Genomic DNA, 25010 nt, shown 5'->3' on the forward strand with positions numbered 1-25010 from the left:
TAAGGAGCAAAAAATGGGATATGGAATCGGATTAGCAGGTTTAGACTCAACAGCACAAGCTATTGACGTAGTCAGTAATGACATCGCAAACGCGCAAACCGTCGGATTTAAGTCCGCCCAGTTTGTCTTTGCTGATATGTACTTCAAAGCAAATGATGCACAGGCGAAAGATCGTATTGGTATGGGATCTCAGCAACAGGCTATCAGAAGAGATCAGTCCTATGGAACTCTGCAAACTACACAAAATCCACTGGATTTAGCTATTACTGGCCCAGGAATGTTTATGCTGGCAAAAAATGTAGTGGGAACCGTTCCAACCGAGAGTCCAAGTAAGTTTGAATATACCCGCAACGGTCAATTTGGTACTGATAGCCAAAACCGGATGGTCAATCAAAGTGGTTTATTAGTGGTAGGTTACCCAGCAGATACCGCCGGCAACATTATCTCTGGCGCAAAATCCACAATGGTACTAAGTCCAGAGCCGCTTCCATCGCAGCCAACGATCAATTCAAAAATAGATCTGAACTTAGATACAAGAAATCCTCCAATGGATATTCGTTTCGATCCAACTAACAGTACAACTTATAGCCAAGCAACATCGCAAACAATTTATGACCAAAATGGTAATGGGCATATTTTTAGTATGTACTATAAACGGGTTTCTTCACAACCCTTAACATTAACACTTCAAGGGACTGGTGCTTATTCCTATAGTCCTACGCAGCCAATCCCAGCTAATACTGATGAAGCAGTTCATCCATTGCAATATGACACTGATCACAGGCCAAAAAATGAGCAGTCAAGTTTTATTGCTAGCACCTATAAAGGTGAAGATGCCAAATATAAGGTGACTGCTGGTAAGAAAGTACTTATTGACTCTGTTAACAACCCAGCTAATATCGAAACAGTAAGTATTGTGGGAGCACAAAAAACTTTGACTGGTGGTGTTCTAGGTGACGTGGGTTCAACCTATGATTTAAGACTGGCAGATGGTACACATATTCCAATCAAACAAACTGTTAAGTATGTAGCACCTGTAACAGGTGTAACTGGTGTAACTGCTAACCCAAACGCTAATCCTCCGGTTGTCGGTGTAACGGCTGTAACTGCTGTAACAGAAGTTCTAGAGAAATTTGAGGCAACTACTGATCGATTTGAAGTCTACGCTACGATTGACGGCAATAAAGTTGGTCATAATCCAGACACAGGTATGGATGGCGATATGAGTTTCAGAAAGGTGAGCGATGGCTCATTAAATACTCAGCAAATGTCAATCGGCACTATGGCATTTTTAGGTGGTCAAAACATTGATACTCTAGCAACAGGCGCTGATGGAAAGCCTGCAAATTTTGCAACAACAAGCTTTAAGCTCAACGCATTAAGCGCTTCTCCAGTAGCTGCATATGGCCGTACTAACCAGAACGGTATTATGCAATTCACAGTTGCAAGTGATATCACCACAGCGTTAACTGCACCAACCCAAACTTATGCCAATTCTCAGGATGGCCATACTGTATCGAATCTTTCAGCCTATTCAATTGATAGTTCTGGTAAGTTAACGGCAACCTATGACAATGGTGTACAGGCAGTAAAGGGTCAGCTCATTTTGGCGCAATTTAATAACTTAGATGGTTTGATGCCAAATGGTAGTAATACTTTTGCAGCCACTGCTGCATCAGGGGATCCGATTTTAAGTGCCCCTGGAACTGGTCTATTAGGTCAAGTACGTTCAAAATCCTTAGAAGCTTCAAACGTAGACTTAACTGCAGAGTTGGTCCAATTGATGGTTTTACAAAGACAATATTCCGCTACTTCTCAGGCATTAAAACTGCAAGCAGCGACCATTGTTGATGATGCTATCAATATGAGCCGATAAGCAGTAAGTACTAATCTATGATTAACCGATACGCTTACACTTCAATGACAGGGGCAACAGCCGCAACGCAACAGTTGGCTGTTACTTCCAACAACCTAGCTAATGGTTTGACGCCAGGTTTCAGAGAGGTTATCAGCGCGTTTCGGGCTGTACCATTAAAGGGTGATGGTGAGCCCTTTACCGGTAATGGCGCAGATACTAGAGTATTTGCTGTTGAAACTACACCAGGCAGTAACTTTACCGGCGGACAAATACAAACCACATCCAATCCTTTAGATGTTGCAATTAAGGGCGATGGGTTTTTTGCAGTACGCCGACCAGATGGAAAAGAGGCTTATACGCGCGCTGGTAAATTCATGGTCAATGACCAAGGAATATTAAGCGTTGGTAAGGAAATACCGGTAGTAGGTGAGGGCGGTAGTATCACCATCCCAACTGGGTCAACTATGAATATTGCAGAAGACGGCTCAGTTTATACGCAAATTCCAGGAACACAGTACCTCAACCAAGTTGGGAGATTAAAGCTAGTCAACCCCAATACGAATAATTTAGTGCGTGGTGATGATGGCTTATTTGATCTACCAGGTGAGCAGGCAGCTGCTGATCAACGCGTTAAGGTAGTTCAGGGTGCTTATGAGTTAAGTAATGTGAACCCTACGATGGCAATGGTGCAGATGATTACTCAAAATCGACTATTCGATTTAAATACACGATCTATCACATTAGCTGATCAAAATTCTAGATCAGCGACAACGCTATTATCCCTATCACGTAGCTAATTAAAAGAAAGATAAAAAATGTTACGCTCACTATGGATTGCTAAAACGGGCATGGACGCCCAGCAGATGAATTTAGATACGATATCTAATAATCTAGCTAACGCGTCCACTACAGCATTTAAGCGAGTCCAGCCTTTATTTCAGGATTTGCTCTACACCACTATCCGCGCTTCTGGTTCTGCAGCTAATGCACAAAATCTTTTACCTACTGGTCTTCAAGTGGGATCAGGATCGGCAATTACTTCAACCGAAAGAAATAATCTACAAGGTACCTTGTATCAAACAGGTAATCAACTAGATATTGCGATTAACGGAAATGGCTTCTTTCAAATTGCATTAGCTGATGGAACTACTGCTTATACCCGTAATGGTCAATTTAGTAAAAGCGCTACTGGACAAATTGTGACCTCATCAGGGAATGTCGTTTCTCCGGGATTGACAGTTCCTATTAGCGCAACCTCTCTTACGATTAGCTTGACTGGTCAAGTCCAAGCTACTGACCAGGCTGGAAATGTAACGCAAGTGGGTCAATTGTCGATGGCCAACTTTATTAACCCAGCAGGATTAGTTGCTCTTGGTGGTGGAAACTATATTGCTTCGCCAGCCTCTGGCAATGCAACAAACGGTCTGCCTGGTCTCAATGGTATGGGTACGATGAATCAGTACTACATCGAGCAATCCAACGTGAACGTTGCTGAAGAGCTAGTTAATTTAATCGCAGCACAGCGCGCCTATGAAATTAATACCAGAGCAGTAACTGCTTCTGATCAAATTTTGCAACGCGTCAGCAATTTGGGGCAATAATGATTCAACTGGGTAGACTTTTTCGTTATGGCTTGGTAAGCGCAGTAAGCGTCATTTTGTTGGCCGCTTGCGCTAGTGCCGATCGACCTTCTTTATTGTCTACCCCAACGACTGCAAGACCACGCCCTATTCAGGAAACCTCTGCGAATATGGGTAGTTTGTATCCAGCTAATTCAGGCGGGCCTTATATAAATGCGGTGAGTCATAGACCACTGTTTGAGGATCGCCGCGCTAGAAACGTTGGCGACACTCTTACTGTACTGCTGAATGAAACAACGAGTGCAGCGAAAAACTCTGGCATGGCGGCAGCTCGCAAAGCAAACGGTACTTCAACTTTTGGTAACAATAGCCCAACATTTAATGGGGCAATGTTTAGTCTTGCTAACGCAGCCAATTTTTCAGGGACTGGAGATATTAAGAGTGAGGGTTCAGGCTCGAGTGCTGCAAGCAATACCTTTGCTGGAACAATTACAGTCACCGTTGTGGAGATTCTGTCCAACGGTAATTTAGTGGTTGCCGGTGAAAAGCAAGTTGCCGTTAGTAATGAAGAAGAAATTATTCGCTTTGGCGGTATTGTTAATCCGAACACCTTGGTCTTTAATCAGGTCTCATCACAACAAGTTGCAGACGCTCGTATTGAGTACCGTGGTCGCGGAGCGACAGATGATACTCAGGGAACTGGATGGTTTACACGTTTGATGCTAAAGCTGGCGCCATTCTGATGAAGAACAATCACTTCTTCTCCTGGTGCACCAAAGGCTTACTGGTTTTAGTAAGCCTAAGCTGTTTTAGTGGCATCTGCTTTGCTGATCGTATTAAGGATATTGCAGATACCGCAGGGCAAAGATCAAACCAGCTTGTGGGTTACGGCTTAGTGGTTGGTTTAGATGGTACGGGTGACCAAACAACCCAGACACCATTTACCTTACAAAGTGTGTTGCAAATGATTGGGGTATTAGGCGTTACTTTGCCATCCACCGGTAATCAAACTCAGCTACGTAATACAGCGGCAGTGATGGTGACTGCAGAATTCCCAGCGCTCTCTAGACCTGGTCAGCAGATAGACGTGACAGTTTCTTCTTTAGGAAATTCCACCAGCCTAAAGGGTGGTACTTTAGTAATGACGCCGCTTAAAGCTGCTGATGGTCAAGTGTATGCGCAAGCTCAAGGAAACGTTGTTATTGGAGGTTCACGAGCTGCAACGGGCGGCGCCGCAACTTCTGTTAACCATTTATCTGCAGGCAGAATTCCTTCTGGCGGTATTGTCGAAAGAGCAGTCCCAGCATTGCTGGTAGACGAGTTCGTACAATTGGATTTACGTCAGGCTGATTTTTCTTTAATGCAAAGAACGGCAGAGACCATTGGTCGTCGTTTTGGTGTTGGCACAGCGTTACCTATTGATGCTAGGTCACTGAATGTGCGCGTACCAACAGAGCCATTAAAAAGAACTGCATTTATGGCAGCATTGCAAGATCTGGACGTACCAATGGGTAGTCAACCAGCAAGAGTAATATTGAATTCTCGTACAGGCTCCGTGGTAATGAATCAAGCAGTGAGGCTTTCCCCTTCTGCTGTAGCGCACGGTAATTTAACGATTAAAATTCAACAGTCGCCAACTGTGAGTCAGCCATTACCGTTTAGTCGTGGACAGACCACTACCGCCACAGAAGATACTGCAACCATTAGTGATAGCGGTAAGGAAAATAGCCTCATTGCTGTTCCCGGCGGAGCCTCTTTGGATCAAGTAGTTAAGGCTCTCAATATGATGGGTGCCACACCACAAGACCTCATTTCTATTTTGCAATCTCTGAGAGCTGCTGGAGCATTGCGCGCAGAATTAGAGGTGATTTGATGGATGTTAATCAACTAACACCTTCAATTGATCCCAGTAGCGCCAGAATGCTTCAGGGTGTGACCATTAAGACTTCATCTTCTGCATCAACTAATGAAGCCAAATTAAAGCAGGCTGCACAGGGATTTGAGCGCACACTATTGAGGCAGATGCTCAGCTCGGCACGCAATACGAATTTAAACGGCATGGATGAACAAGGTAGCACTTCCAAGTCTTATCTAGAGATTATGGACGACCATGTAGCTGACCTTCTCTCTCAGGGGCAAGGCGTTGGGTTTGGGAAGCAAATGGCTGAACAGCTGATTGCCCAGTCCAATCGAGCAAAACTAAGTGGAATTCAAGAAGTAGCCGTAAAACCATTAAATACTCCTCGTTCAGCACCTGCTTCTGCAGAAAATTCACAAGCTTTGCAAAGACCAAATGGTTTTGAGAGTACTCCTACACTAAGGTAAATATATGGGCGTCTACTCCATCACTGATTCTGCAATGTCTGCCTTAAATATCGCGCAGGCGGGCATTCTTACAACTTCACAAAACGTGGCTGGTGCATCAGTTGATGGCTTCACACGTCGCACTGCAGATGCCACAATTAATGCGCTCGCACCCAATTCTTTGATGCTCAATGGCACGAGTTTTGCCGTTGAAGGTTTCACACGTCAATATTCTTCATTGCTAAATTCTCAGGTTTTGGGTCAGCAAGCTAAGTCAAGTTATTCAGACACTTTAGTGCAGTACACCCAAGGAATCGATACCTTGGTGGCGGATCAGTCTACAGGCTTAAATACTGCGATTAGTAATTTCTTTAATGCAGTAGGCACCTATGCAGCGGATCCCACTAGTAAACCGCAAGCCGCAGCGATTACAGCATCAGCTAATGAGGTAGCAAGACGCATTGTTGGGATGAGCAGCTTAACCTCACAAATTACGAGTGACGCTAAAAAAGGTTTGGCTGATACTGCTGCGCAGGTCAATACATTGCTACCTGAGTTAGCACAAATCAATGCTCAAATTATAAAAGGCACTACTGCCGGTAATTCCTACCCTTCAGCAGATCTATTGGATGAGCGAGATCGCTTGTTGTCGCAGCTACAAAAATTGGTAGGCGGACAATCCCTCATTAATGGTGATGGAACAGCTACCCATTTCATTGCTGGCATGCCCTTAGTTGATCGTACAGTAGCCAATAAGTTGGTCATGAATGGTGGGCAAGATATGCATACTGCAGTCTACTCATTAAAGAGCGGGTCAGATAACACAACTCTTACGAGCATTCAGCATTTAGATGGTGGTCAAGCAGGCGCGTTACTAGAATTAGTCAATACTTTTGTACCTAAAATTGACCAGCGATTAGATACGATTGCATTGGGTTTAGTATCTGCTGCCAATACGGCCAGTCAAACTGCAGACAATATCGGATTCCAGACCAATCCATTGCTAGCTATTTTTGGGTTTCAGGTAGGTTCTCAAAAATTACCTAGTCTAGAGGGAGATATCACTGCAGATATAAATAGTGTCGCAGATTCCTATGGGCAGTTGGTATCAGGGATTAATTCACAAGAAAATATTGATCGACTCTATAACTATCTAGCTGACTCAAGTAACAGCTTAACCGCATCCGGTTTTAAGGCCGCTAATTTTATTTCTCTGGCACCAACTGACACTGCCGCATATTTTGACGTGATGGGTAATTCGCTCATTACATCAGATGCAGCTAATACTTTACAAAAACAAAGTTCGATATTTATTGGTAGTAGCGCAAGTTTAGTCAGTGATGTCGGTGTTCAAGTAGCAACTTGGAAAAGCACCCAAAAAGCGGATACAGCAGTGATGGCTAATCTGAAAAGTCAAAAAGACTCTATTTCAGGAGTCAACCTCGATGAGGAAGCTGCAAACTTATTGAAGTATCAGCAGTTATATACGGCTTCGACTAAGGTATTGCAGACCGGCAATCAAATGTTTAATGCACTTCTATCAATCATGAATTGAGCATAGATTATGACTATCCGAATTAGTACCAATCAAGTATTAGACGCCGGCGTCGATTCTATGAATAATAATTTGGTCAATGCTACTGAATGGCAACAAAAAATTAATACTGGCAAAAATTACAGTAAGGCCTCAGATAGCATTTATGCTGTATCAAGAGGCGTAGAGCTGGATTTTGATACCTCTCGTTTGCAGATGTTCAAGAGTAATCAAGATATCGTTACGAGCATCCACAATAATGCTCAAACCCAGATGGATAGTATTTTGAACCAATTTACTACCCTAAAGCAGTTATTCGTACAGTCACAAAATACCGCTTTAAGCCCATCCAATTATGGTGCATTAAAAATTCAAGCAGAGTCAATCCGCGACACTATTGTGAGTCAAATGGCAGCCAAAGACGCTAGTGGTCATGCCATTTTTTCCGATGTAGTCAATCAAGTCCAAATAGAACCTAATGTAATGGTTGATTCTGGAGTTCAATTTAATTTGGCTTTTGGTATTGGTGGTTCAGCCAGCAATCCACAATCGTCAGAGCTATATACCAGCATCGATAGTTTTGTTAGCTACCTAGATGGGCGCGCTAATGGTGCTCAGGCTATATCTGGGGACGCAGCGGTGCTTTCAGCAAACTTAAATGCCTCTTATGAACAATTAATGACTGCCCAGCAAACGAGTGGGGCTATTTCTAGCCAGTTGGATGTTTCTAAAAGGGTTACTACCGCCATGGGTGCACAGTTTAAGGCTGCCTCCTCAGATCTCTTGGATACTGATATGGCTGCAGCAACAGCCGCTTATACTAAAGCCCAGACCTTATTGAACGCAGCTCAGGCGATGTTTGCTAAACTTCAGCAAAGTAACTTATTTTCCAAACTTTAAACTGAGTAAATAGAAGTATGAATATTCCATTAGGCTGGATTATTGCGATGGGTTGTGCCCTTGGGGGCTATGCCTTACATGGCGGCCATATCGCGGTTCTATGGCAGCCAACTGAGGTTTTGACCATTGTCGGCGCCGCCCTTGGCACGATGATTGCTTCGAATACCATCATCAATCTGAAAAAAACCTTAGGGGCCTTAGGAGGCGCTTTTAAGGGCGCTGGCGACCAAAAGAAAAAACACTTAGATTTGTTGTGCTTGATGTTTGAGATTTTGCAAAAAGTAAAACGCGATGGTTTGATGTCTTTAGAAGGCGATATCGAAGAACCTGAAGCAAGCCCATTGTTTGAGAGTTATCCAGATATTTTGAAGGATCACCACTTAGTTGATTTTATAACTGACTACTTGAGGATGATGCTTGGCGGCTCATTAGACCTCATTCAGATTGAAAGCTTGATGGAGCAAGAGCTAGATGTCCATCATCAAGAGAGTCATATTCCTGTGTCTTCGGTGACGATGGTGGGTGATGGCCTGCCTGCTTTTGGTATTGTGGCGGCGGTGATGGGTGTGGTCCACACCATGGGTTCCATTGGCCTGCCTCCAGCAGAGTTGGGTAAGCTCATTGGCGCTGCTCTTGTTGGTACCTTCTTGGGTATTTTGTTGGCCTACGCTTTTGTCCAGCCAGTCGCCAAGGTTCTAGAGCAGCAAGCTGAATCTGAAACAAGGGCTTTCATGGCAATTAAAGCGATTTTGCTTGCTAGCTTAAATAATTTTCCACCTGCAGCAGCCGTAGAATTTGGACGTAAAGTACTCTTTACATATCAGCGTCCAACATTTACTGAGCTCGATGAAGGTACCAAAGCTGCTAAAGGGAAGTAAGCACGATGGCTAAGTCCGACGCGCCAATTATTGTCGTAAAGCGCGTTAAAAAAGGCGGTCATGGTCACCATGGCGGCGCCTGGAAAATTGCTTACGCTGACTTCGTAACGGCGATGATGGCCTTCTTCCTGCTCATGTGGGTTTTAGGATCTACCACAGCGGGTGACTTGGCGGGTATCTCCTCCTACTTTCAAAATCCAATGCGTGTTTCCATGAGCGGCGGCCAAGGGTCTGGCGAGACTACCCGGATTATTAAGGGCGGTGGAGATAACATCTCAAAAGTTTCTGGGGTCGAAGCCAAAGCGGATGCCGATACTGAGCAGCGCCGCGTGAGCGATTCGTCGGTAACGGATGTTGAAAATGCCCGTAAAGACAGAACCAAAAATGAAGCGGTCAAATCAGATATTGAAAAAAGCGTTGAGGCTGATGCAGAGTTAAAAAATATCAAAGGACAACTCTTTATGGACATCACCTCAGAGGGTCTGCGTATTCAGGTGGTTGATGAAAAAGGTAAGCCGCTATTTAATAGTGGTGGTGTAGTACCTAGTGTGGCAGCACGTCGTTTATTGCGCGTGATTGGTAAGTCATTAAATGACAACACTGGCAAGATTCGCATTGAGGGCCATACTGACACTTCAAAATATGCCAATGGAGATGCAGGTTATACCAATTGGGAGCTTTCTAGCGAGCGCGCGAATGTGGCTCGCCGAGAAATGATTGCTGGGGGCCTGGCACCTTCCAATGTGGCGCAAGTGATCGGATTTGCAGATACGATTCCTTTAAATCCATCTGACTTGAGCGATCCCTTAAACCGACGCATCTCTATTACGCTCTTAAATAAAAAGCCGAAGAAAGAAGAGAAGCCAATCCAAAGACCGATTGAGAGACAGAAGGAGGAATTGCCAAAAGGGGCTCAAGATATTCCAGCCAACTTAAGAGCGCCTGCACAATTTTTATCCAAAGATAAACCGATAGCACCAGCGATGGATATCTCTAAACCAGACAAACCAGCTACAGGCAAGCCTGAGAGGTAAGGCCTTGTTACCACTCTTAAGAATTCTCCTTCTTGTTTTAATGATTGCGCCGGTACTAGGCAACGCCTCAGACCCAAAGTCTCATGAAGATGGTTCACATAAAAAAAGTAGTTCTGAGACCACCACTTCAAATGAGCCTTTTCTAGGACCTGCAAGCGAAGCAAAAAAACTATATAAACGTTACAAGCGTGCTTATGACAAAACGATCGTTGCGATTGCCTGTGTAAAGGATCCAAAATGCATTGACCCGGAAGACGAGGTGCTGCGTTACAGTAAGGATGCCTTAAGAATATTAGAAAAACTAGATGCCTTAGCGTCAGAAGGTGATGTGCAGGCAAATTACTATCGGGGCTTAATTGCCTTTGAGCGTATGAAGTACTACGATCGTCAAGCTGAAATCGTCACACATCCTGACTTTATTCTCACCAACACTGTTTTTCGGCGCTATGCCAAACAGCAATATGGATTGGCAGTAAAGTACTTTTCTGTGCCCGCTAAGATCAATAATCCCAGTGCCTGTGAGTATTTGGGTAATCTGTATTTAATTGCTATCGTAGGCAATCCGCAAAAAGAAAAAGCGGGGCTATACTTTTACAACGCTGCCAATGCCTATATTGAACAGGGCAATCAAATTGCTGCGGCGCGAATGTACAACGCCATGAAAGAAAATATCGATCCTGCAGACCCTAGAATTATTCAGATGTATGCAAAGTTGCATAATAAGGAACCTATTGCGACTTGGCGAAAGTTACCCAGTGATTTAGTGCAGGGTGCGCCAAAAAAGGCTGAGCAACATTGATACGCCATTGAGCGGAAAGTAACTGTTATGAATGAGAAAATTGAACCCTTAATACGCTTGGCTAAAAAGCTCTTGCTGTGGCTTATTCTGCCCCTAGTTTTGGTGGTTTTCGCCTTTATCTTAGGTGAGCAGTTTGAGGTTGGTCGTTTAGCAGCGATCGCTAGTTGTGAGGGTAGTATGAATACGAATGCTTGTGTCCGCTCCAAAGGTTATTTGTCATACGCCCCTCACTACCCCGATCTCACGCGCCGTTATTTCGGAGGTTTTGCCAGAATGATTGGTGGTGATCTAGGGGCGAGCTACTATGTAGCACCTCCTCCACCAGTCGCCGTGCCTAAGGCATCTGATGCGCCGGCAGATGAGGATGCTGATGAGCCTGAAGAGAAAAAGCCAGCACCATCGAATAAAAAGTAAAGTAAAAGTGATCAAAAAATTAATCACCCCCAGTCGGTATTAATATTGACTAGGGGTGATTCTTAATGGCTATGACTCAACTGAATTGGCGCACATGCGTGCAAATGTCAATCTTGACAGCGCTGACAAGCATATTGATGGCTTGTTCAGACTACCAAAATGCAAGATCGGCTTATGCAGCAGGCGACTACACTAAAGCTTATCAATTATTTCAAGCTCTAGCAGAGTCTGGCGATACCAAGGCTCAGTACGATTTATCCTTGATGTACATCCAAGGCATTGGCACCAAGAAAAATATTGAGAAAGGCTTGGTCTGGTTAAATCGTGCAGCAGAGAAGGGCAATATTGAGGCGATGCTCGAGTTGGGGGTCTTGTACCAAAAGATCGACAATTTGGATAATGCCCCGCAATTAGCGCTTCATTGGTTTGAAAAAGCAGCCATGGCTGGAAGTGCAGTAGGCCAATATAACTTGGCTCATATTTATATGGAGGGTGGGCAAATTGCGATAGATCTTCCAAAAGCGTATATTTGGATGTCCATATCTGACTCAACCGGTAATCCATTAGCCATGACAGAGCTTGCCAAGCTAAAAGCAGATTTAAGTACCCAAGAGCTCTTAGCTGCTGAAGAAAAAATCGCGCTTATCAAAAAGACCTTGCCCTAGCTAAATCCCAAGCCGAACTCGTACCAACTTCAATCTAATCCCCAAATCTATCCCCAAACTTTAGCCCAGATCGGTTCTGGGTAATAAAAGGTTCACAGGGTGTAAGCTTGAGCCATAGTTTGATTTTGGATGAGGTAATAGAGTGGCTGAAGGTGGAGATAACTCCCAAGAACGGGAACTAGAACCGAGTGAGCGGCGCATTCAGCGTGCCCGCGAACAAGGTCAATTACCCCAATCCCGTGATTTGGCGACTTTTGCCACCTTAGTGGTGGTAGTCATTTTTTTATCCGCAGTTGGCCCTCTGTTACTAAAGCAGATGGTCTCAATGACTCAAGCCATTTTTCAGTTTTCAGAGCCCGCCAAACTGATGGATCATGTTCAAGAGTGGGTGGGCGGTTCGTTCTTAGTTGTGCTGACCCTTCTGGCTTTGATTTTTGTACCGCTTTGGATTGTCGGTGTATTAGCACCTTTGTCTTTAGTGAGCTTTCGCGCCTATTTTGCCCCCCAGTTTAATTTGGGCAGGTTAGACATCATTGCCGGGCTAGGGCGGATGTTTTCGATTAATGCCTTAAGCGAGCTATTAAAGAACTTACTGAAAACTACCCTAATGCTGGGTGTCGGTATTGCCTATTTATCCGGTTTGTTTGTTTACATTCGGATGATTGTCAATCAGGGCTTTGATGCAGCGTTAGTGCAGACCTCCACTTTTATCCTCGATGGTTTTATGCTTTTGATGATGCCATTGCTATTAATTGCGGTTGGGGACTCCTGGCTTCAGTGGTTCAACTTTCGTAAGCAAATTCGGATGAGCCCTGAAGAGATGAAGCAGGAGATGAAGGAATCAGACGGCTCGCCCGAGATCAAACAGCGTTTGCGCCAAATGCAACGACAAATGTCCTCATCGCGAATGATGGCAGCCATTGAGCGGGCAGACGTAGTATTAGCCAACCCAGAGCATTACTCTGTTGCGCTGCGTTATGACATGGAAAAGATGGCAGCGCCGATTGTGGTGGCTAAAGGGGCGGACCAGATCGCTTTACGCATACAGGAGGTGGCTAAAGACTTTAATGTGCCCATCGCCCAAATTCCACCATTAGCGCGCTATTTATATAGTCAGCTAGAAATTGGGGAAACCATACCTTTACCGTTATTTGAGGCAATCGCCCAAATCTTGGCCTGGGCTTATGACACTAAGGAATCAGGCCTGGCAGGGGATGCTCCCCAAGTGGAGTTCATTCCTACCCAGCTTAAACCTAACAAGCCTTTGCTTTAATTAACCCAAGCCAGACTATGCGGGCATATTTCCTACAGCCCCACTTAGTTCATGACGCTTTTGGCAAAGGTAGCGCCAACATCCTCAGGGAAAAAGTACACCAGCATCAGTTCATTGCGGTTATTTAGGCTTCTGCCAATCTGAAAGGCAACTTGCCCACCCCCAAAAACATAACTTTTAGTCTTTCGAACTCCAGCGGCAAAGGCACTTTCTTGGCCCTCAGAGGGGCTGTAATCCATGCCGTATTTGATGGTCAGGCGCTCAATAATGGTATCTGCCACCTCTTTGTTATAGTAGCCCAACTCTTTTTTCATGAGCACCATACGGCCGACTTCGTTATAGATTAACCAAAGATCTTCTTCCTTTTCACCATTTTTGACCTTGCAGCTATAAGTGAGGTCATATTGGGTACATTTAAATTTCTCAACCGCATCTTGCCCGCTGGTATTAAAGGGAATGCCTGCATATTCTTCTATTGGCAGTTTGACTACTGCAGTATCTGGTAACCAAATCTCTGCTTTAGGAGCAGAATCATTATTGCCGCAGGCAAAGAGGGTGGCGCAGAGCGCTAAAACGGAAAGAGTCTGAATCCTGATCACGGTTATTTCTCAGTCTTAAGTGGTTGTTTGAGGCAGGGGGGCAGCTTACGGTTGGCTAATTAGGGGTTTAGGCATTAAAGGTTGGCATAAAACACTGCATTTATCTGTTATTAAAAGGTACTTTACCCTAGAATCCGTGCTCGATTTAAGGGTTTGAAGATATCCAGCGGCACATAGCGCATCAACAGACTTCTTCACTGTGAGGTGGCTACAGGAAAAATAGCTATATAACCCCTTCAAAGAGAGCTCTTCGCCTTGTTTTTGCTTATCCAAAACAATCAAGACAATCCCTAAGGGGATATTCGAATATTGGCCTTGGAGCTCTTTTTCTGGAAAAAAACGCCAAAGAGACTCTGCAGGCACTAAATAGGGGCTTGAGAAGACATATTTCATAGGTTTAGAGAAATAGAGTTAATTAAACTAGATTGTATATCTAATTTATAGATATAAAAAATTATAGTAAGCACACTAGCAATACTAGATAGATAGATAAAGCTAAACAAAATATTAAAAAAAGCCGAAACAATAAGTAGGAGACTAATTAAGGACCTAAAGAGTACACATCAAAACTGGTTTTGGTAAGAGATATGAAAGTTAGATATCTCAATAAAAGTGTAATTAAAGGTCCTACGAAAATATATAAAATATATACCTATATATTTTATATATTTTTACTAATCAGTTCAGAGTGTTTATCCGTTTAAGTAGGTAAGAAATTAATTAATAGGAGTACAAGATGACTTTAGCAATCAAAATCGGCGCAAGTGCACAGGTTTACGACAACTTATCATTGGCTAATTCAATGAGAGGCTATCAAAAGCTCTCAATCGTTGGAACTGGTGAGGAAATTAAAGCAGAGCTAACTTCTGGACGCCTCAGTAATGACATAGCGGCCAATGTGGGGTCTATTAAAGCGACAAATGATCTTAATTTGACTGCTGATGAAGTAACCCAGTACAAGGCTGCTCTTATTAAACTTGGTACTAAAAGTATTGTTTTGAACTCTGCTACAGACCATACTGCTATTGAAGGCAGTTATCTTGGCGTATCTAATTTCAACAGTCTTGATGCTGTCTACACAAAAATTAAATCGATCACTTTATCTGATCCAGCCACAAAACCAAAAATTGCTATAGAAAAATTGGCAACTGCTGTGAACTTGGGAGGGCTAGAGGCACTGACAGGGCAAAACTTTGATGTTTCTGGAAATGCGACAACAATTAAAGCAAACATGGATTCGTTGTTGAAAAACGTTTCTAGAATTAATAAAATTGTAATCGCGGATGGTGAGAGTGTTGAATTTACAGCTGCACAGCTTTCAGTGTTGGGCGATAAGCTGCAAAAAAATGCCGTAACTACTAAAGTAGTTCTAAATGATACTGCTGATAATATACTTACAACTGCATCTTTAAGTTTGATTAACAGACTTAACAATACCAACATCAACGCACCATCTACTAAAGCTACTGTAACAAGTGTATCTGGCAATGTAATTCTTGCTGATAAGAGTTTCAATACTGGCGATGCGGTTACTTACAATGGTGCTCAGTCGGCAAAGGATGGGGTTACCTACTATGCTAGAAAGATTGATGACACACATTTCTCTATCTATACAAGCTTTGCTCAGGCAGTTAATACAACAACCACTACTGGAATTGTAGACCCCACAGGTATAGCTTCTGCTGAAACTTTCATAAGCCAGGTAGGTAATTACCCGCTTAGAAATACTACATTAGATAGCGTCAAGGTAACAAAGGCAACATTAGCTCAAGCAGATCGACTAACTACTTTGACTGCGATTAAGAGCGGTGTTCCTAGTGACCCCGCAAATCCTGCAGTCGTTAATAGAGATTTATCAAATATCATCAGCTCTGTAGAGATTGCTGATACTGCGGCAAAACTGGACGCCGGTGGCGTGACAAAAACATCAACTGGAATAGCATATCTAGCTTCTGCTGGTACAGCAATTGCTTCATATACCGCTGGAATTGGTAGCTCTGCTGGCAAAATCACAATCTCTGGTAATGCTTTTACTACTGGACAAGCAGTTACCTACAGCAAGACAACCGGTGGACTTAATGAATTAGGTAATGGAGCAACCTACTTTGTTGGTTTAGACTCTGCTGATAATACTGGGAATAGCTTTTACTTATTTACTAGTAAAGCCGCTGCGCTTGCTGCTGACACATCTACTGCCATTCTTGCAAAAACTGGGGGTGCGCTAAATTTAAATGCAGGTCAAAATCCGATATTTGCAAACAATAAATTTGTCGCCTCAACAGCTGGTGTTATCAGTGTTTCTGGTGGCCATGGATACGACACAGGTGACGCTGTTACTTACAATACAGCTTCGGGCGGAATCAAGATTGCAGAATTAACCGATAGTAATACATACTATGTCGGTAAAATTACTGGATCAACTACACAGTTTGCGTTGTTTAATACAAAATCCGCTGCATTAACAGCAACTTTAACAAACGCTACAACTGCAGCTGAAAGTGGAGCAATAACATTTGCATATGGCCAAAGTGTAGGAGCTGCAGATGCACAATTTAATACCAGCAATTTGTTCAAGACAATGATCGCTACGAGCCAAATGAAAGACAATACTGGGTCTGTAGCAAGGGTAACAATTAAGGGTGATTCTAGTGCTATTACAGCACTAACTCTTGGTAGTATTGCTTCTAAAGCGCTAAATGGTAATTCAAATGCAATGGTGACCTATGCAGCCAAAGCAGTTGAAATAAGCAAAAACCTACAAGCATTAGTTGATAACACTACGGCTACTAAAAAATTGACTGAAATTGTTGTCACAGATGGCACTGTTTCAGGCAAGAAGGGTTTCTCTCTATCTAAGGTCGCCTACGATGCTTTGAAATTAATATTTAATGATGGTGTAGATCATGTAAATGGTAATGGCATTAGTGGAAATGGTACAAATAAGAACTACTCATTTACAGTGACAGCTGCTACAAATGGCTACACATTGAATCCTTCTGCCCTCCAGGGTGATGTGAATGTTTCATCATATGCAGTAACTGGTGTAACAGCATCCTATCTATTGACGGGTACTAACTTGGTCGATATGTTGAGCAACTCAAAGTTGAAGACAATAACAACAGAAGCTATTACTGATGCGCCTACGAGAGTTTCAATTACAAATCTATTGAATCAAATTGGTAGCGCAGCAGATAGAGCTAAGCTAAAGATAGCAATTGCTTAAGTAAGTTTGACTCTTAAAAACTCGTGATCTTTGATTAAGATCACGAGTTTTTTGATTTCTATCAATACTTCGATATATAAAAATAATTCTTAATTTTTATTAATAGTCATTGATGCAAATATTTGATGAGTCCACCTGGCTTGTAATAAAGGATCACTAAGTTGGATTTTTTTCAAGGAGATTTTCTTGAGACTTCAACGATCGACTTTATACCTTTAAATTCACATGCTTCCCAAGATCGCCTAGCGGGACTGTGTTCTGAACCTGAAATTTAGTGCTAGTAGGTTTAAGTTCTACCCCTTTCATCTTCTCCATTTGCGATTGGGCACCACTTTTAGTGCGCATATCGTTTAAAGCAACGCCAGATGGAGCAAATTGGGATTGATGGGAGATTGAAGTGTTGATAGCAGCCATATGGATCCCTAAAAAATTAAGATATTGGCAAATTAGGAATTACTTTATACCGAAATATATTAGTAATTACTAACTTATTCTAAAATAAATATCATCGGAGCGGTAAATAGTTTTGGGGAAAAATATCTAGGCATTTGAAGAGATGTAACGCTCTATTGCTGCCTCATTAAATGAGTCTAGAACTCTAATGAATTGCTCATTTTTAGCCGTTAACTATCAGTAGGCACTCTAAATGTGTCATTGGGAACAAGATGACGATAAATTTAACGGGTACCTCACTAACTAGCCTCAACACAGCGCTTGCCGCAGGTAGCGGTATTGTAGTAAGTGGTGTTGCTGGTGACCTGACTGACGATGTATTGACTGCGCTTGAAACTAATCAATCCAAGATTGCCTCTCTATCGCTCACTACCGATGCGAACGTATCCCTAACAGGTTCGAAGGTGACGTCTTACAAAGATGTCATTCTCAAGCTCACTAGTGCCAAATTAGATGTTGCAGACACTGCTGCTGGAATAGGCGGCAGCAATTTTTCAAGTCTGGATGCGGTTTACTCAAAAATTCATGCAATCACGGTAAGCGATTCAGGTCCTGTGTCAGTTGCCTACAGTGTTTATAGCGCAAATTCAAATGAACAAGGTTTAGAGACCTTAATAGGATCTAGTAATAATCATGGCGTAGCAGTAACAAATTTCTCCGGAAATAGCGCAGCCTTAAGTACATTAATCAGTGATTCTGACGTAAAGACTATATCGATAAGCGACACTATTGCAAATTTGTCTTCCAATGCAACAGCAATTAATGGTAGCAGCAAGATTGCTTCAAGCTCTATTACGGTTACTGACACATTAGCAAACATTAATGCCAGTAGCGCTAAAACGTTGGTCGGAACAACGCTAGCAAGTAAAGTATCTTCCGTTACGATCAATATGGCTGCCGCAGATGTGACCTCTGCAAACCTGCAAACCATTTATGCATTACCGGATGCGATTAAATCCAAAGTCAACTTTAATATTACCGGTAGTGCGCCAAATTCAATTGCAGTAGCGATGTCTGCTGCGGATGTGACTACTGGCAATCTCGCGGTGATTAATGCTCTGCCAGATGCGTTTAAATCAAAAGTAAATATTAGCATCAGCGATAATATTGCTAACCTCACTGCAAGCTCAACATTAATCAATAGCAGCAGTAGGATTGGCTCTAATGCAATTACGGTCACAGATACATTGGCCAACATTAGTGCGAGCGCCGCTAAAACGCTGATTGGATCAACGCTAGCAAGTAAAGTTTCTTCAGTTGCCATAGCGATGGATGCCGCAGCTGTAACCTCTACAAATCTGCAAACCATTTTTTCTCTGCCAGAGACGATTAAATCAAAAGTCACTTTTAATATCACTGGTAATTCAACAGGTTCAATTCCGGTAGCGATGGCAGCTAGCGATGTAACTACGACTAACCTTGCCATAATTAATGCGCTGCCAGATGGGTTTAAAAGTAATCTGAGCATCACCATTACGGGAAGTGGTACAGACCTTGTCAGAAATGCTGCCAATATCACCGTATTAGGTAGTAAAGTCTCATCCATCACGGGCACTGCGGCCTCAATTGCAAACTTAACTTCTTTAAGTAGCCTCAAAAGTAAGTTCACATCGATCGGTATAGCAGACTTTGGTGCAAATCTAGTACAAACAACAAGTACAGATCACACCGCTCTAGGAGATGCAATCACGGCCTGGACGGCTGCAAAAATATCGAGTATCAAAATATCTGCAATACCATCATCTACAGCCCTGACATCCATTTTGACAACTGCATCAGCTAACAATAATAATATTTCAGTATCCGTTTCAGATACTGCAGCCAATCTCAATAAAGATCTAGCGGCAACCAATTCAGTCATTGGAACTAATGCCAGCAGTTTATTGTCGGTTGCGGTGACTGATGGTACGGCACTGAAAAAATCAGTGCTATATATGTCTAACACGCAATACACTGCGTTAAAAACCAAGTTATCTGGTCAGAATACTTTTATTTTGAGTGCAGTTGCCTATGCGAATTACAACACGGTAAAAAATGATACGAACGTCATGAAATATAGCATTGAGGATAGCTACACGCATCTTGCGTCAGTAGATTTATCAACATTGTTAAGTGACACTAATTTAATGGGTCTGAAGATAACAGGCGCAGCTGTTGCAGACGTGAGCACAATCAATTCACAATATTTGTCGTTAACTATAGGAAAATCTAAATTCAATGCAGTAACAGTAACAGATACAGCTGCTAATTTATTGGGAAATGCTACTATATTGGCGACCCTTCGAAATAATAATCTAGTGAAAAATATCTATGCAACAGGCGCAAGTATTGCCAACATTACAACCCTTAAATCAAACCCTAAAGTCAGTGGTATTACGGTTACTGATACGGATGCGAATTTTAAACTCGCGACTAATGCCTCTCTAGTCGCTTATTCAAGAATCACTGGTTTTTCTTTAACCGGAGTCGCTACTGCATCGCTAACTGGAACTGGTGTCAGTAATTATTTAACCAATAGCAAGATCACATCAATCGACATAGCGGACACTCTAACAAATATCAACGGGATTACCGATACTATTATGGGCAATGCAAAACTCAATCAAATTACTGCAAACTCAATACTGATTACCAATATTGCAGCCATGGCCATTAAGCCAAAGGTAACTTCAATCAATGTATCCGATTCGTGGACCAATATTAAGAATTATTTTGCTGATACCGGTGCCAATGGTGGCGGAACGCGAAATGATCAAAACACAAAAGTCAAATCATTTACTATTACTAGTTAATTCCTAGGCGAAAAATGAGTCTTGCAACCATTGAAATGCAGTGGCTAATTTCACTATGACAATCTAAAAAAAGCCTCTAAACTTTTTATTGGAGGAAATTTGTTTTTTTATGGGGGATTTTTAGGTTGATCTAGCTCAATTAATTGGGGTGGATATGGCTCCAAATCACTCTCTTAGTCTGCCATTTGCCCCAAAAAACCTGCTTTTTTAACCTAGTTCAAGGGCGTTGTGATATTGCCTGGGGCAGGGTTATTTAAGGCCTGACTCCCCATCCATGTCTTTTGCTCATCATATGGCTAAAATCACGTTTTTAATATCAAATTTGTAGTTTTTTAGTCATTTAGGAGGTAAATGAAACCCTTGATTTAGCCGTTATAAGTTCAATAGAACTATATTTTTAGGCATACAGTGACTTTATCAATAACTTCTAACGGAGTTAACTTATGGGATAGCAGTCACGTCTCCAAGCGCAGCACGTTGGAGATTGCGCAGCTAACTACCGACCAGGCTGCTCAGATCAGTTCGACTCAGATCGCCCCTTTCAAGGCGATCCAAATTCACGCCTTTACCAGCGCGAGCATGAATGCCTTAACGACAGATGCTTTTGCTGGGATTGATCCTTTTTCAGTAACAGGCATGACTACCAGTCAGCTGACAGGTTTATCAACCGCTAATGCAGGTGCTTTTACAACCACCCAAATTTCAAAATTAAACTCTGCGCAAATTGGTAAATTATCAGCAGCCGATATTAATGCACTGAGCACCGGCGCAATGGCGGCCATTTCTAAGACTGCCGCCAGAGGATTTACCACTACACAATTAGCCGGTTTATTGGCTACCAATGCTGGCGCAATGACAGCCTCACAAGTCGCTCAGCTCAACGCAGCCCAAATTGGCTCCTTATCTACCGCTGCTTTAAATGGGTTAACTACCACGGCCATCGCGGCCATTTCTACTACCGCCATTCGTGGTTTAACGACCGCGCAAATGACTGCCTTATCCGATACCAATGCTGGCGCCTTAACTAGCGCTCAAGTGGCTCAGTTAAACTCCGTGCAAATTGGCGCCTTGACTCCCACAGCATTAAACGCCTTTAACGTCGCTGACTTTGCAGCGATTCAAACAAAAGCGATGGCAGGGATTACTGGCACACAAGCAGCTGGAATATCTTCTACCAATATGGCAGCGCTGTCTTATCGGCAAATTAATGCCATGACCAGCGCCGGTATTAACGGCGTAACAGCCACTGCCTTTGCGGGGATTGATCCAAACGCAATCCAGGGTTTTAATGCCACTCATCTCAATACTTTAGTGACGACAAATGCTACGGCCCTCACAACAGCGCAAGCTGCTAAATTAAACGCCACGCAGTTGAGTCAATTGTCTGTCGGTGATCTAAATGCGATGACAACAAATGCGATTGCGAGCATTCAGACTGGAGCAATCAAGGGATTGACCACCACGCAATTGGGTAGTTTATCTGCTACTAATGCGGGGGCTTTGACTGCTGACCAACTTGCCCAGCTCAACGCAGTTCAAATTGGCGGCTTATCGACCACCGCCTTAAACGGCCTGACTCCAGCAGCAATATCAGCGATTTCGACAAATGCTATCCGCGGCTTAAGTACCGGACAGCTAACCGCTTTATCAACTGCCAATGCTGCTGCTTTAACAGGTCCCCAAGTGGCTCAGCTCAACTCAGCTCAAGTAGCTGCCTTGGTCAATCTCAATTCCCTGGGAGATGATGCGATAGCCGCCATTTCCTTAAATGCGATCGCTGGCATGAGTTCTACACAAGCAACCAGTATGTCTGCCGCAAATGCCGCCTCACTATCTGCTCGGCAAATCAATGCGTTTACTAGCACCAATCTAAATGCCCTAACTACCACCGCCTTTGCCGCGATTGAGCCAAGTGCAATTCAGGGTCTAAATACGGCGCAAATGACTGGCCTAACTACCGCCAATGCTACGGTCTTTACTGCCAATCAAGTGGCACAGCTCAACTCCACCCAAATTGGCGCCTTAAACAACGATGCATTAAATGTGTTGAGTACTGCGGCGATGGCAGCGATTTCAACGGCGGCTGTGCGTGGTTTCACTGCCGGTCAAATGACTGCCTTATCCGATACCAATGCTGGCGCTCTCGTGAGCGCTCAAGTAGCTCAGCTCAACTCAACCCAAATTGCCGCCCTCACTCCTACTGGGTTAAACTCCTTTAGCACCACAGCAATCGCGGCCATTTCCTTAAGTGCTATGGCTCATTTGACTACCGCACAGGCAACTGGATTATCTGACGCCAATGTTGCCGCGCTTTCTTATCAGCAAATTAATGCTATGAGTAGCGCAGATGTCAATGCCTTAACCACCACCGCTTTTGCTGCAATTGATCCAAATGCAATCCAAGGCTTAAATACTAGCCAGCTCACCAATTTAACAACTGCTAAAGCGACAGTCTTTACTGTCAATCAAGCGGCTAAATTAAACTATGTGCAAATTAGTAAATTACCTTTCGCTGATCTCAATGCGATGAACACTAACGCGATTGCGAGTATTCCGGTAGACGCCATGAGAGGATTGAGCGCCACGCAGTTAGCTGGTTTATCTACGACTAATGCAGGGGCTTTGACTGGCGCTCAAGTAGGGGCGCTGAACTATACCCAAATTGGCGCTCTGCCCTATGGCACATTAAACAGTCTGTCTGACGCAGCAATCGCGGCGATTACCCCCAGCGCCATCACGGGCCTTACCACTACTCAAGCAACCAACCTGACAGCAGGCAAAGCTGGAGCCCTGGTCGGTACTCAAATAGCTGCACTAAACTCAACTCAAATTGGCGCCTTCTCTACTACTGCATTAAATGGCCTGACTCCCGCTGCAATGGCAGCGATCTCTACCTCGGCTATTTCGGGTTTAACGACTGGACAACTGGGAGTTCTCTCTTCTGCTAATGCGGCAGCATTGACTCCTGAGCAGGTTGCTACGCTGAACTCCACCCAAGTGGGTGGCTTGTCGACTACAGCCTTAAATGCCCTGAGCCCAACTGCACTACCGTCGATTTCAACCTCGGCTATTACCGGTTTAACAACTGCACAACTCAATGCACTCTCTACTACTAGCGCTTCGGAACTAACTAGTCGGCAAGTGGGTTATTTGATTTCAAGTCAAATTAATGACTTAACTAATTTATCTTCTTTGAGTACAGAGGCAATCCAAGGAATTTCTACCTCGGCTATTCCGGGATTAAATACCACCCAACTAGGAGCATTCTTTACAGCACATGCTGAGTCTTTAACAGATAGCCAAGTTGCCCAGCTTAGCTCTACTCAAATTGGTCAATTAAGCTCTACAGCCTTAAATATTTTGATTCAAGAGTCAGGGTCAGCTATTACAGCAGCTGCAATGCATGGTGTAACAGATACGCAGGCTCCGAACATAGCAGCCCCTAGTGTCAGTACAATGTCAACTAGCCAAATTGCCCAGTTAACCACCACTGCCTTAAATCTATTGACTACAGAGGCAATGGCCGCAATTTCTCCATTTGCTATTTCTGGCTTAACTACTGGACAACTCGGAGCTCTCTCTGCTGCAAAAGCCACAGCATTGACTCCTGAACAGACTGCCAAACTTAGCTCGGCCCAAGTTGCTGGATTGTCTACTACTGCATTAAATGGCCTTACTCCAGAGGCCATAGCCGCAATTACCACTTCTGCTATTTCTGGTTTAACCACCACTCAACTCGCAGCTCTTTCTACTGCCAATGCAGCAGCGCTTACTAGAGAGCAGATTGCAACGTTTAGTTCAACGCAGATTCAGAGCCTTCCAAGTGCAGACATTAATACGTTTACGAATGAGGAGTTTGCCGCGATTACAACTAGTGCGATGGCAGGAATGACTCTTGCCCAAGTGACTGGTCTCGGTTCAACTAGAGCAAGAATGTTATCTGCTTACCAAATAGCGGCACTACCAGATGTGTCAACAGATTTTGTGAAAACTCAATTCAATACCTTATATCCTAACTTATATGCTTAAAAATTAATCTAGCACTTAATAAGTTGTCGAATGTTTCAACTCTTTTCGTAGTGAGTTCATGCTCTAAGAGCCGAAGAGTCTTTTCTTTGCGAATGAACTCTAAATCTAAACTGCGTTGAATATTAACTTTAGCTAAGTAGGCCCAAAAGATACCGCTTTATGCTTTTAAGTTGATAGAGCCAGGTGACCCCATCTGGCGCGGTGTGCTTGCGGTCATTTCAGCCGTCGTTGGAACTTTACTAGTAGATGCCTGGCTATTGCCGTTAGTATCGGGGTCAGTAGCTGGGGTTTTAATAACGCTTAATGATTTTGGGACCAAAAGAGGCGGCTGTGGAAATGAGGAACTAATGGCACCTGACATAACAAACCTTCCAATGGATCAGTTTAAGAAATAAGTGAGAGCTGCTACCACGGTTACCGCAAGATAACTGAGATTAGTATAGGCTTCAATTGTTAATAAACGACTACTTTTGTTATAAACTTGTAACGGAGGACTAATGAAACGGATTAATCAGTGGCTAGACTGGTCTAATCCAAATACATTCTTGATTTTTCAAAGGTCGCAACCTTATTTGCTAAGCAATCGCTAACCTCACACACACTGCTGCAATGCTCCATGCCTTAGCATTCTTCTAGGCATTTTTCTTGATGTTTAACATGCCTTTATCGACTAGC

General features: G+C 43.3%; 20 protein-coding genes. 17 read left to right on the forward strand and 3 right to left on the reverse strand.

The features are described from left to right. The first annotated feature begins 13 nt into the window (after positions 1–13). The 14 genes from FD977_RS02315 to FD977_RS02380 all read left to right on the forward strand — a co-directional run bounded on the left by FD977_RS02315 (position 14) and on the right by FD977_RS02380 (position 13239). Complete coding sequence (locus tag FD977_RS02315) at positions 14–1876, forward strand: flagellar hook-basal body complex protein (RefSeq protein WP_215305988.1); 1863 nt, start codon at positions 14–16, stop codon at positions 1874–1876. A gap of 17 nt (positions 1877–1893) precedes the next feature. Beyond that, positions 1894–2655 (forward strand): flagellar basal body rod protein FlgF, encoded by a 762-nt coding sequence (locus FD977_RS02320; RefSeq protein WP_251369517.1) that lies wholly within the window; start codon positions 1894–1896, stop codon positions 2653–2655. Between the two features lie 18 nt (positions 2656–2673). Next, entirely contained in the window at positions 2674–3459 is a 786-nt protein-coding gene (gene flgG / locus FD977_RS02325; protein WP_215305989.1) for a flagellar basal-body rod protein FlgG, read from the forward strand. After that, the gene (locus tag FD977_RS02330; protein WP_215305991.1) at positions 3459–4181 is read left to right on the forward strand and encodes a flagellar basal body L-ring protein FlgH; all 723 of its coding nucleotides are present in this window, start codon (positions 3459–3461) and stop codon (positions 4179–4181) included. The genes flgG and FD977_RS02330 overlap by 1 nt, the downstream gene beginning before the upstream one ends. Continuing rightward, positions 4142–5311, forward strand: a complete 1170-nt coding sequence (locus FD977_RS02335) for a flagellar basal body P-ring protein FlgI (RefSeq protein WP_251369518.1) — start codon at positions 4142–4144, stop codon at positions 5309–5311. Before FD977_RS02330 ends, FD977_RS02335 begins: the two co-directional genes overlap by 40 nt. After that, positions 5311–5763 (forward strand): hypothetical protein, encoded by a 453-nt coding sequence (locus FD977_RS02340; protein WP_215305993.1) that lies wholly within the window; start codon positions 5311–5313, stop codon positions 5761–5763. The genes FD977_RS02335 and FD977_RS02340 overlap by 1 nt, the downstream gene beginning before the upstream one ends. A gap of 4 nt (positions 5764–5767) precedes the next feature. Continuing rightward, positions 5768–7297, forward strand: a complete 1530-nt coding sequence (gene flgK / locus FD977_RS02345) for a flagellar hook-associated protein FlgK (RefSeq protein ID WP_215305995.1) — start codon at positions 5768–5770, stop codon at positions 7295–7297. A 9-nt stretch (positions 7298–7306) separates the two neighbouring features. Beyond that, a complete protein-coding gene (locus FD977_RS02350; protein WP_215305997.1) occupies positions 7307–8176 on the forward strand; it encodes a flagellin in 870 nt (289 codons plus the stop codon). Positions 8177–8193: 17 nt separating this feature from the next. Then, a complete protein-coding gene (gene motA / locus FD977_RS02355; protein ID WP_215305999.1) occupies positions 8194–9054 on the forward strand; it encodes a flagellar motor stator protein MotA in 861 nt (286 codons plus the stop codon). Positions 9055–9059: 5 nt separating this feature from the next. Next, on the forward strand, positions 9060–10088 hold the full coding sequence (gene motB / locus FD977_RS02360; RefSeq protein ID WP_215306001.1) for a flagellar motor protein MotB: 1029 nt from the start codon (positions 9060–9062) through the stop codon (positions 10086–10088). Positions 10089–10092: 4 nt separating this feature from the next. Further along, on the forward strand, positions 10093–10887 hold the full coding sequence (locus FD977_RS02365; protein WP_215306002.1) for a hypothetical protein: 795 nt from the start codon (positions 10093–10095) through the stop codon (positions 10885–10887). Between the two features lie 27 nt (positions 10888–10914). Continuing rightward, positions 10915–11301, forward strand: a complete 387-nt coding sequence (locus FD977_RS02370; protein WP_215306004.1) for a hypothetical protein — start codon at positions 10915–10917, stop codon at positions 11299–11301. A 104-nt stretch (positions 11302–11405) separates the two neighbouring features. Continuing rightward, positions 11406–11966 (forward strand): tetratricopeptide repeat protein, encoded by a 561-nt coding sequence (locus FD977_RS02375; protein WP_215306006.1) that lies wholly within the window; start codon positions 11406–11408, stop codon positions 11964–11966. 142 nt (positions 11967–12108) lie between these two features. Beyond that, on the forward strand, positions 12109–13239 hold the full coding sequence (locus FD977_RS02380) for a flagellar biosynthesis protein FlhB (protein ID WP_215306008.1): 1131 nt from the start codon (positions 12109–12111) through the stop codon (positions 13237–13239). A gap of 44 nt (positions 13240–13283) precedes the next feature. On the opposite strand, the gene FD977_RS02385 is transcribed toward FD977_RS02380, so the two are convergent. Further along, complete coding sequence (locus FD977_RS02385; RefSeq protein WP_215306010.1) at positions 13284–13838, reverse strand: hypothetical protein; 555 nt, start codon at positions 13836–13838, stop codon at positions 13284–13286. 45 nt (positions 13839–13883) lie between these two features. Then, a complete protein-coding gene (locus FD977_RS02390; protein ID WP_215306012.1) occupies positions 13884–14231 on the reverse strand; it encodes a hypothetical protein in 348 nt (115 codons plus the stop codon). A 343-nt stretch (positions 14232–14574) separates the two neighbouring features. Between FD977_RS02390 and FD977_RS02395 the strand changes: the two genes are divergently transcribed. Then, the gene (locus FD977_RS02395) at positions 14575–17061 is read left to right on the forward strand and encodes a hypothetical protein (protein WP_215306014.1); all 2487 of its coding nucleotides are present in this window, start codon (positions 14575–14577) and stop codon (positions 17059–17061) included. A gap of 207 nt (positions 17062–17268) precedes the next feature. Here FD977_RS02395 and FD977_RS02400 read toward each other — a convergent pair whose 3' ends face one another. Then, entirely contained in the window at positions 17269–17475 is a 207-nt protein-coding gene (locus FD977_RS02400) for a hypothetical protein (protein ID WP_215306015.1), read from the reverse strand. A gap of 251 nt (positions 17476–17726) precedes the next feature. Between FD977_RS02400 and FD977_RS02405 the strand changes: the two genes are divergently transcribed. After that, positions 17727–20306, forward strand: a complete 2580-nt coding sequence (locus FD977_RS02405) for a hypothetical protein (protein ID WP_215306017.1) — start codon at positions 17727–17729, stop codon at positions 20304–20306. 408 nt (positions 20307–20714) lie between these two features. Next, positions 20715–24335: a hypothetical protein gene (locus FD977_RS02410; RefSeq protein WP_215306019.1), complete on the forward strand. Its 3621-nt coding sequence runs from the start codon at positions 20715–20717 to the stop codon at positions 24333–24335. The last annotated feature ends 675 nt before the right edge of the window (positions 24336–25010 follow it).

This window comes from Polynucleobacter sp. AP-Elch-400A-B2 (assembly GCF_018688355.1).
Taxonomy (GTDB): domain Bacteria; phylum Pseudomonadota; class Gammaproteobacteria; order Burkholderiales; family Burkholderiaceae; genus Polynucleobacter.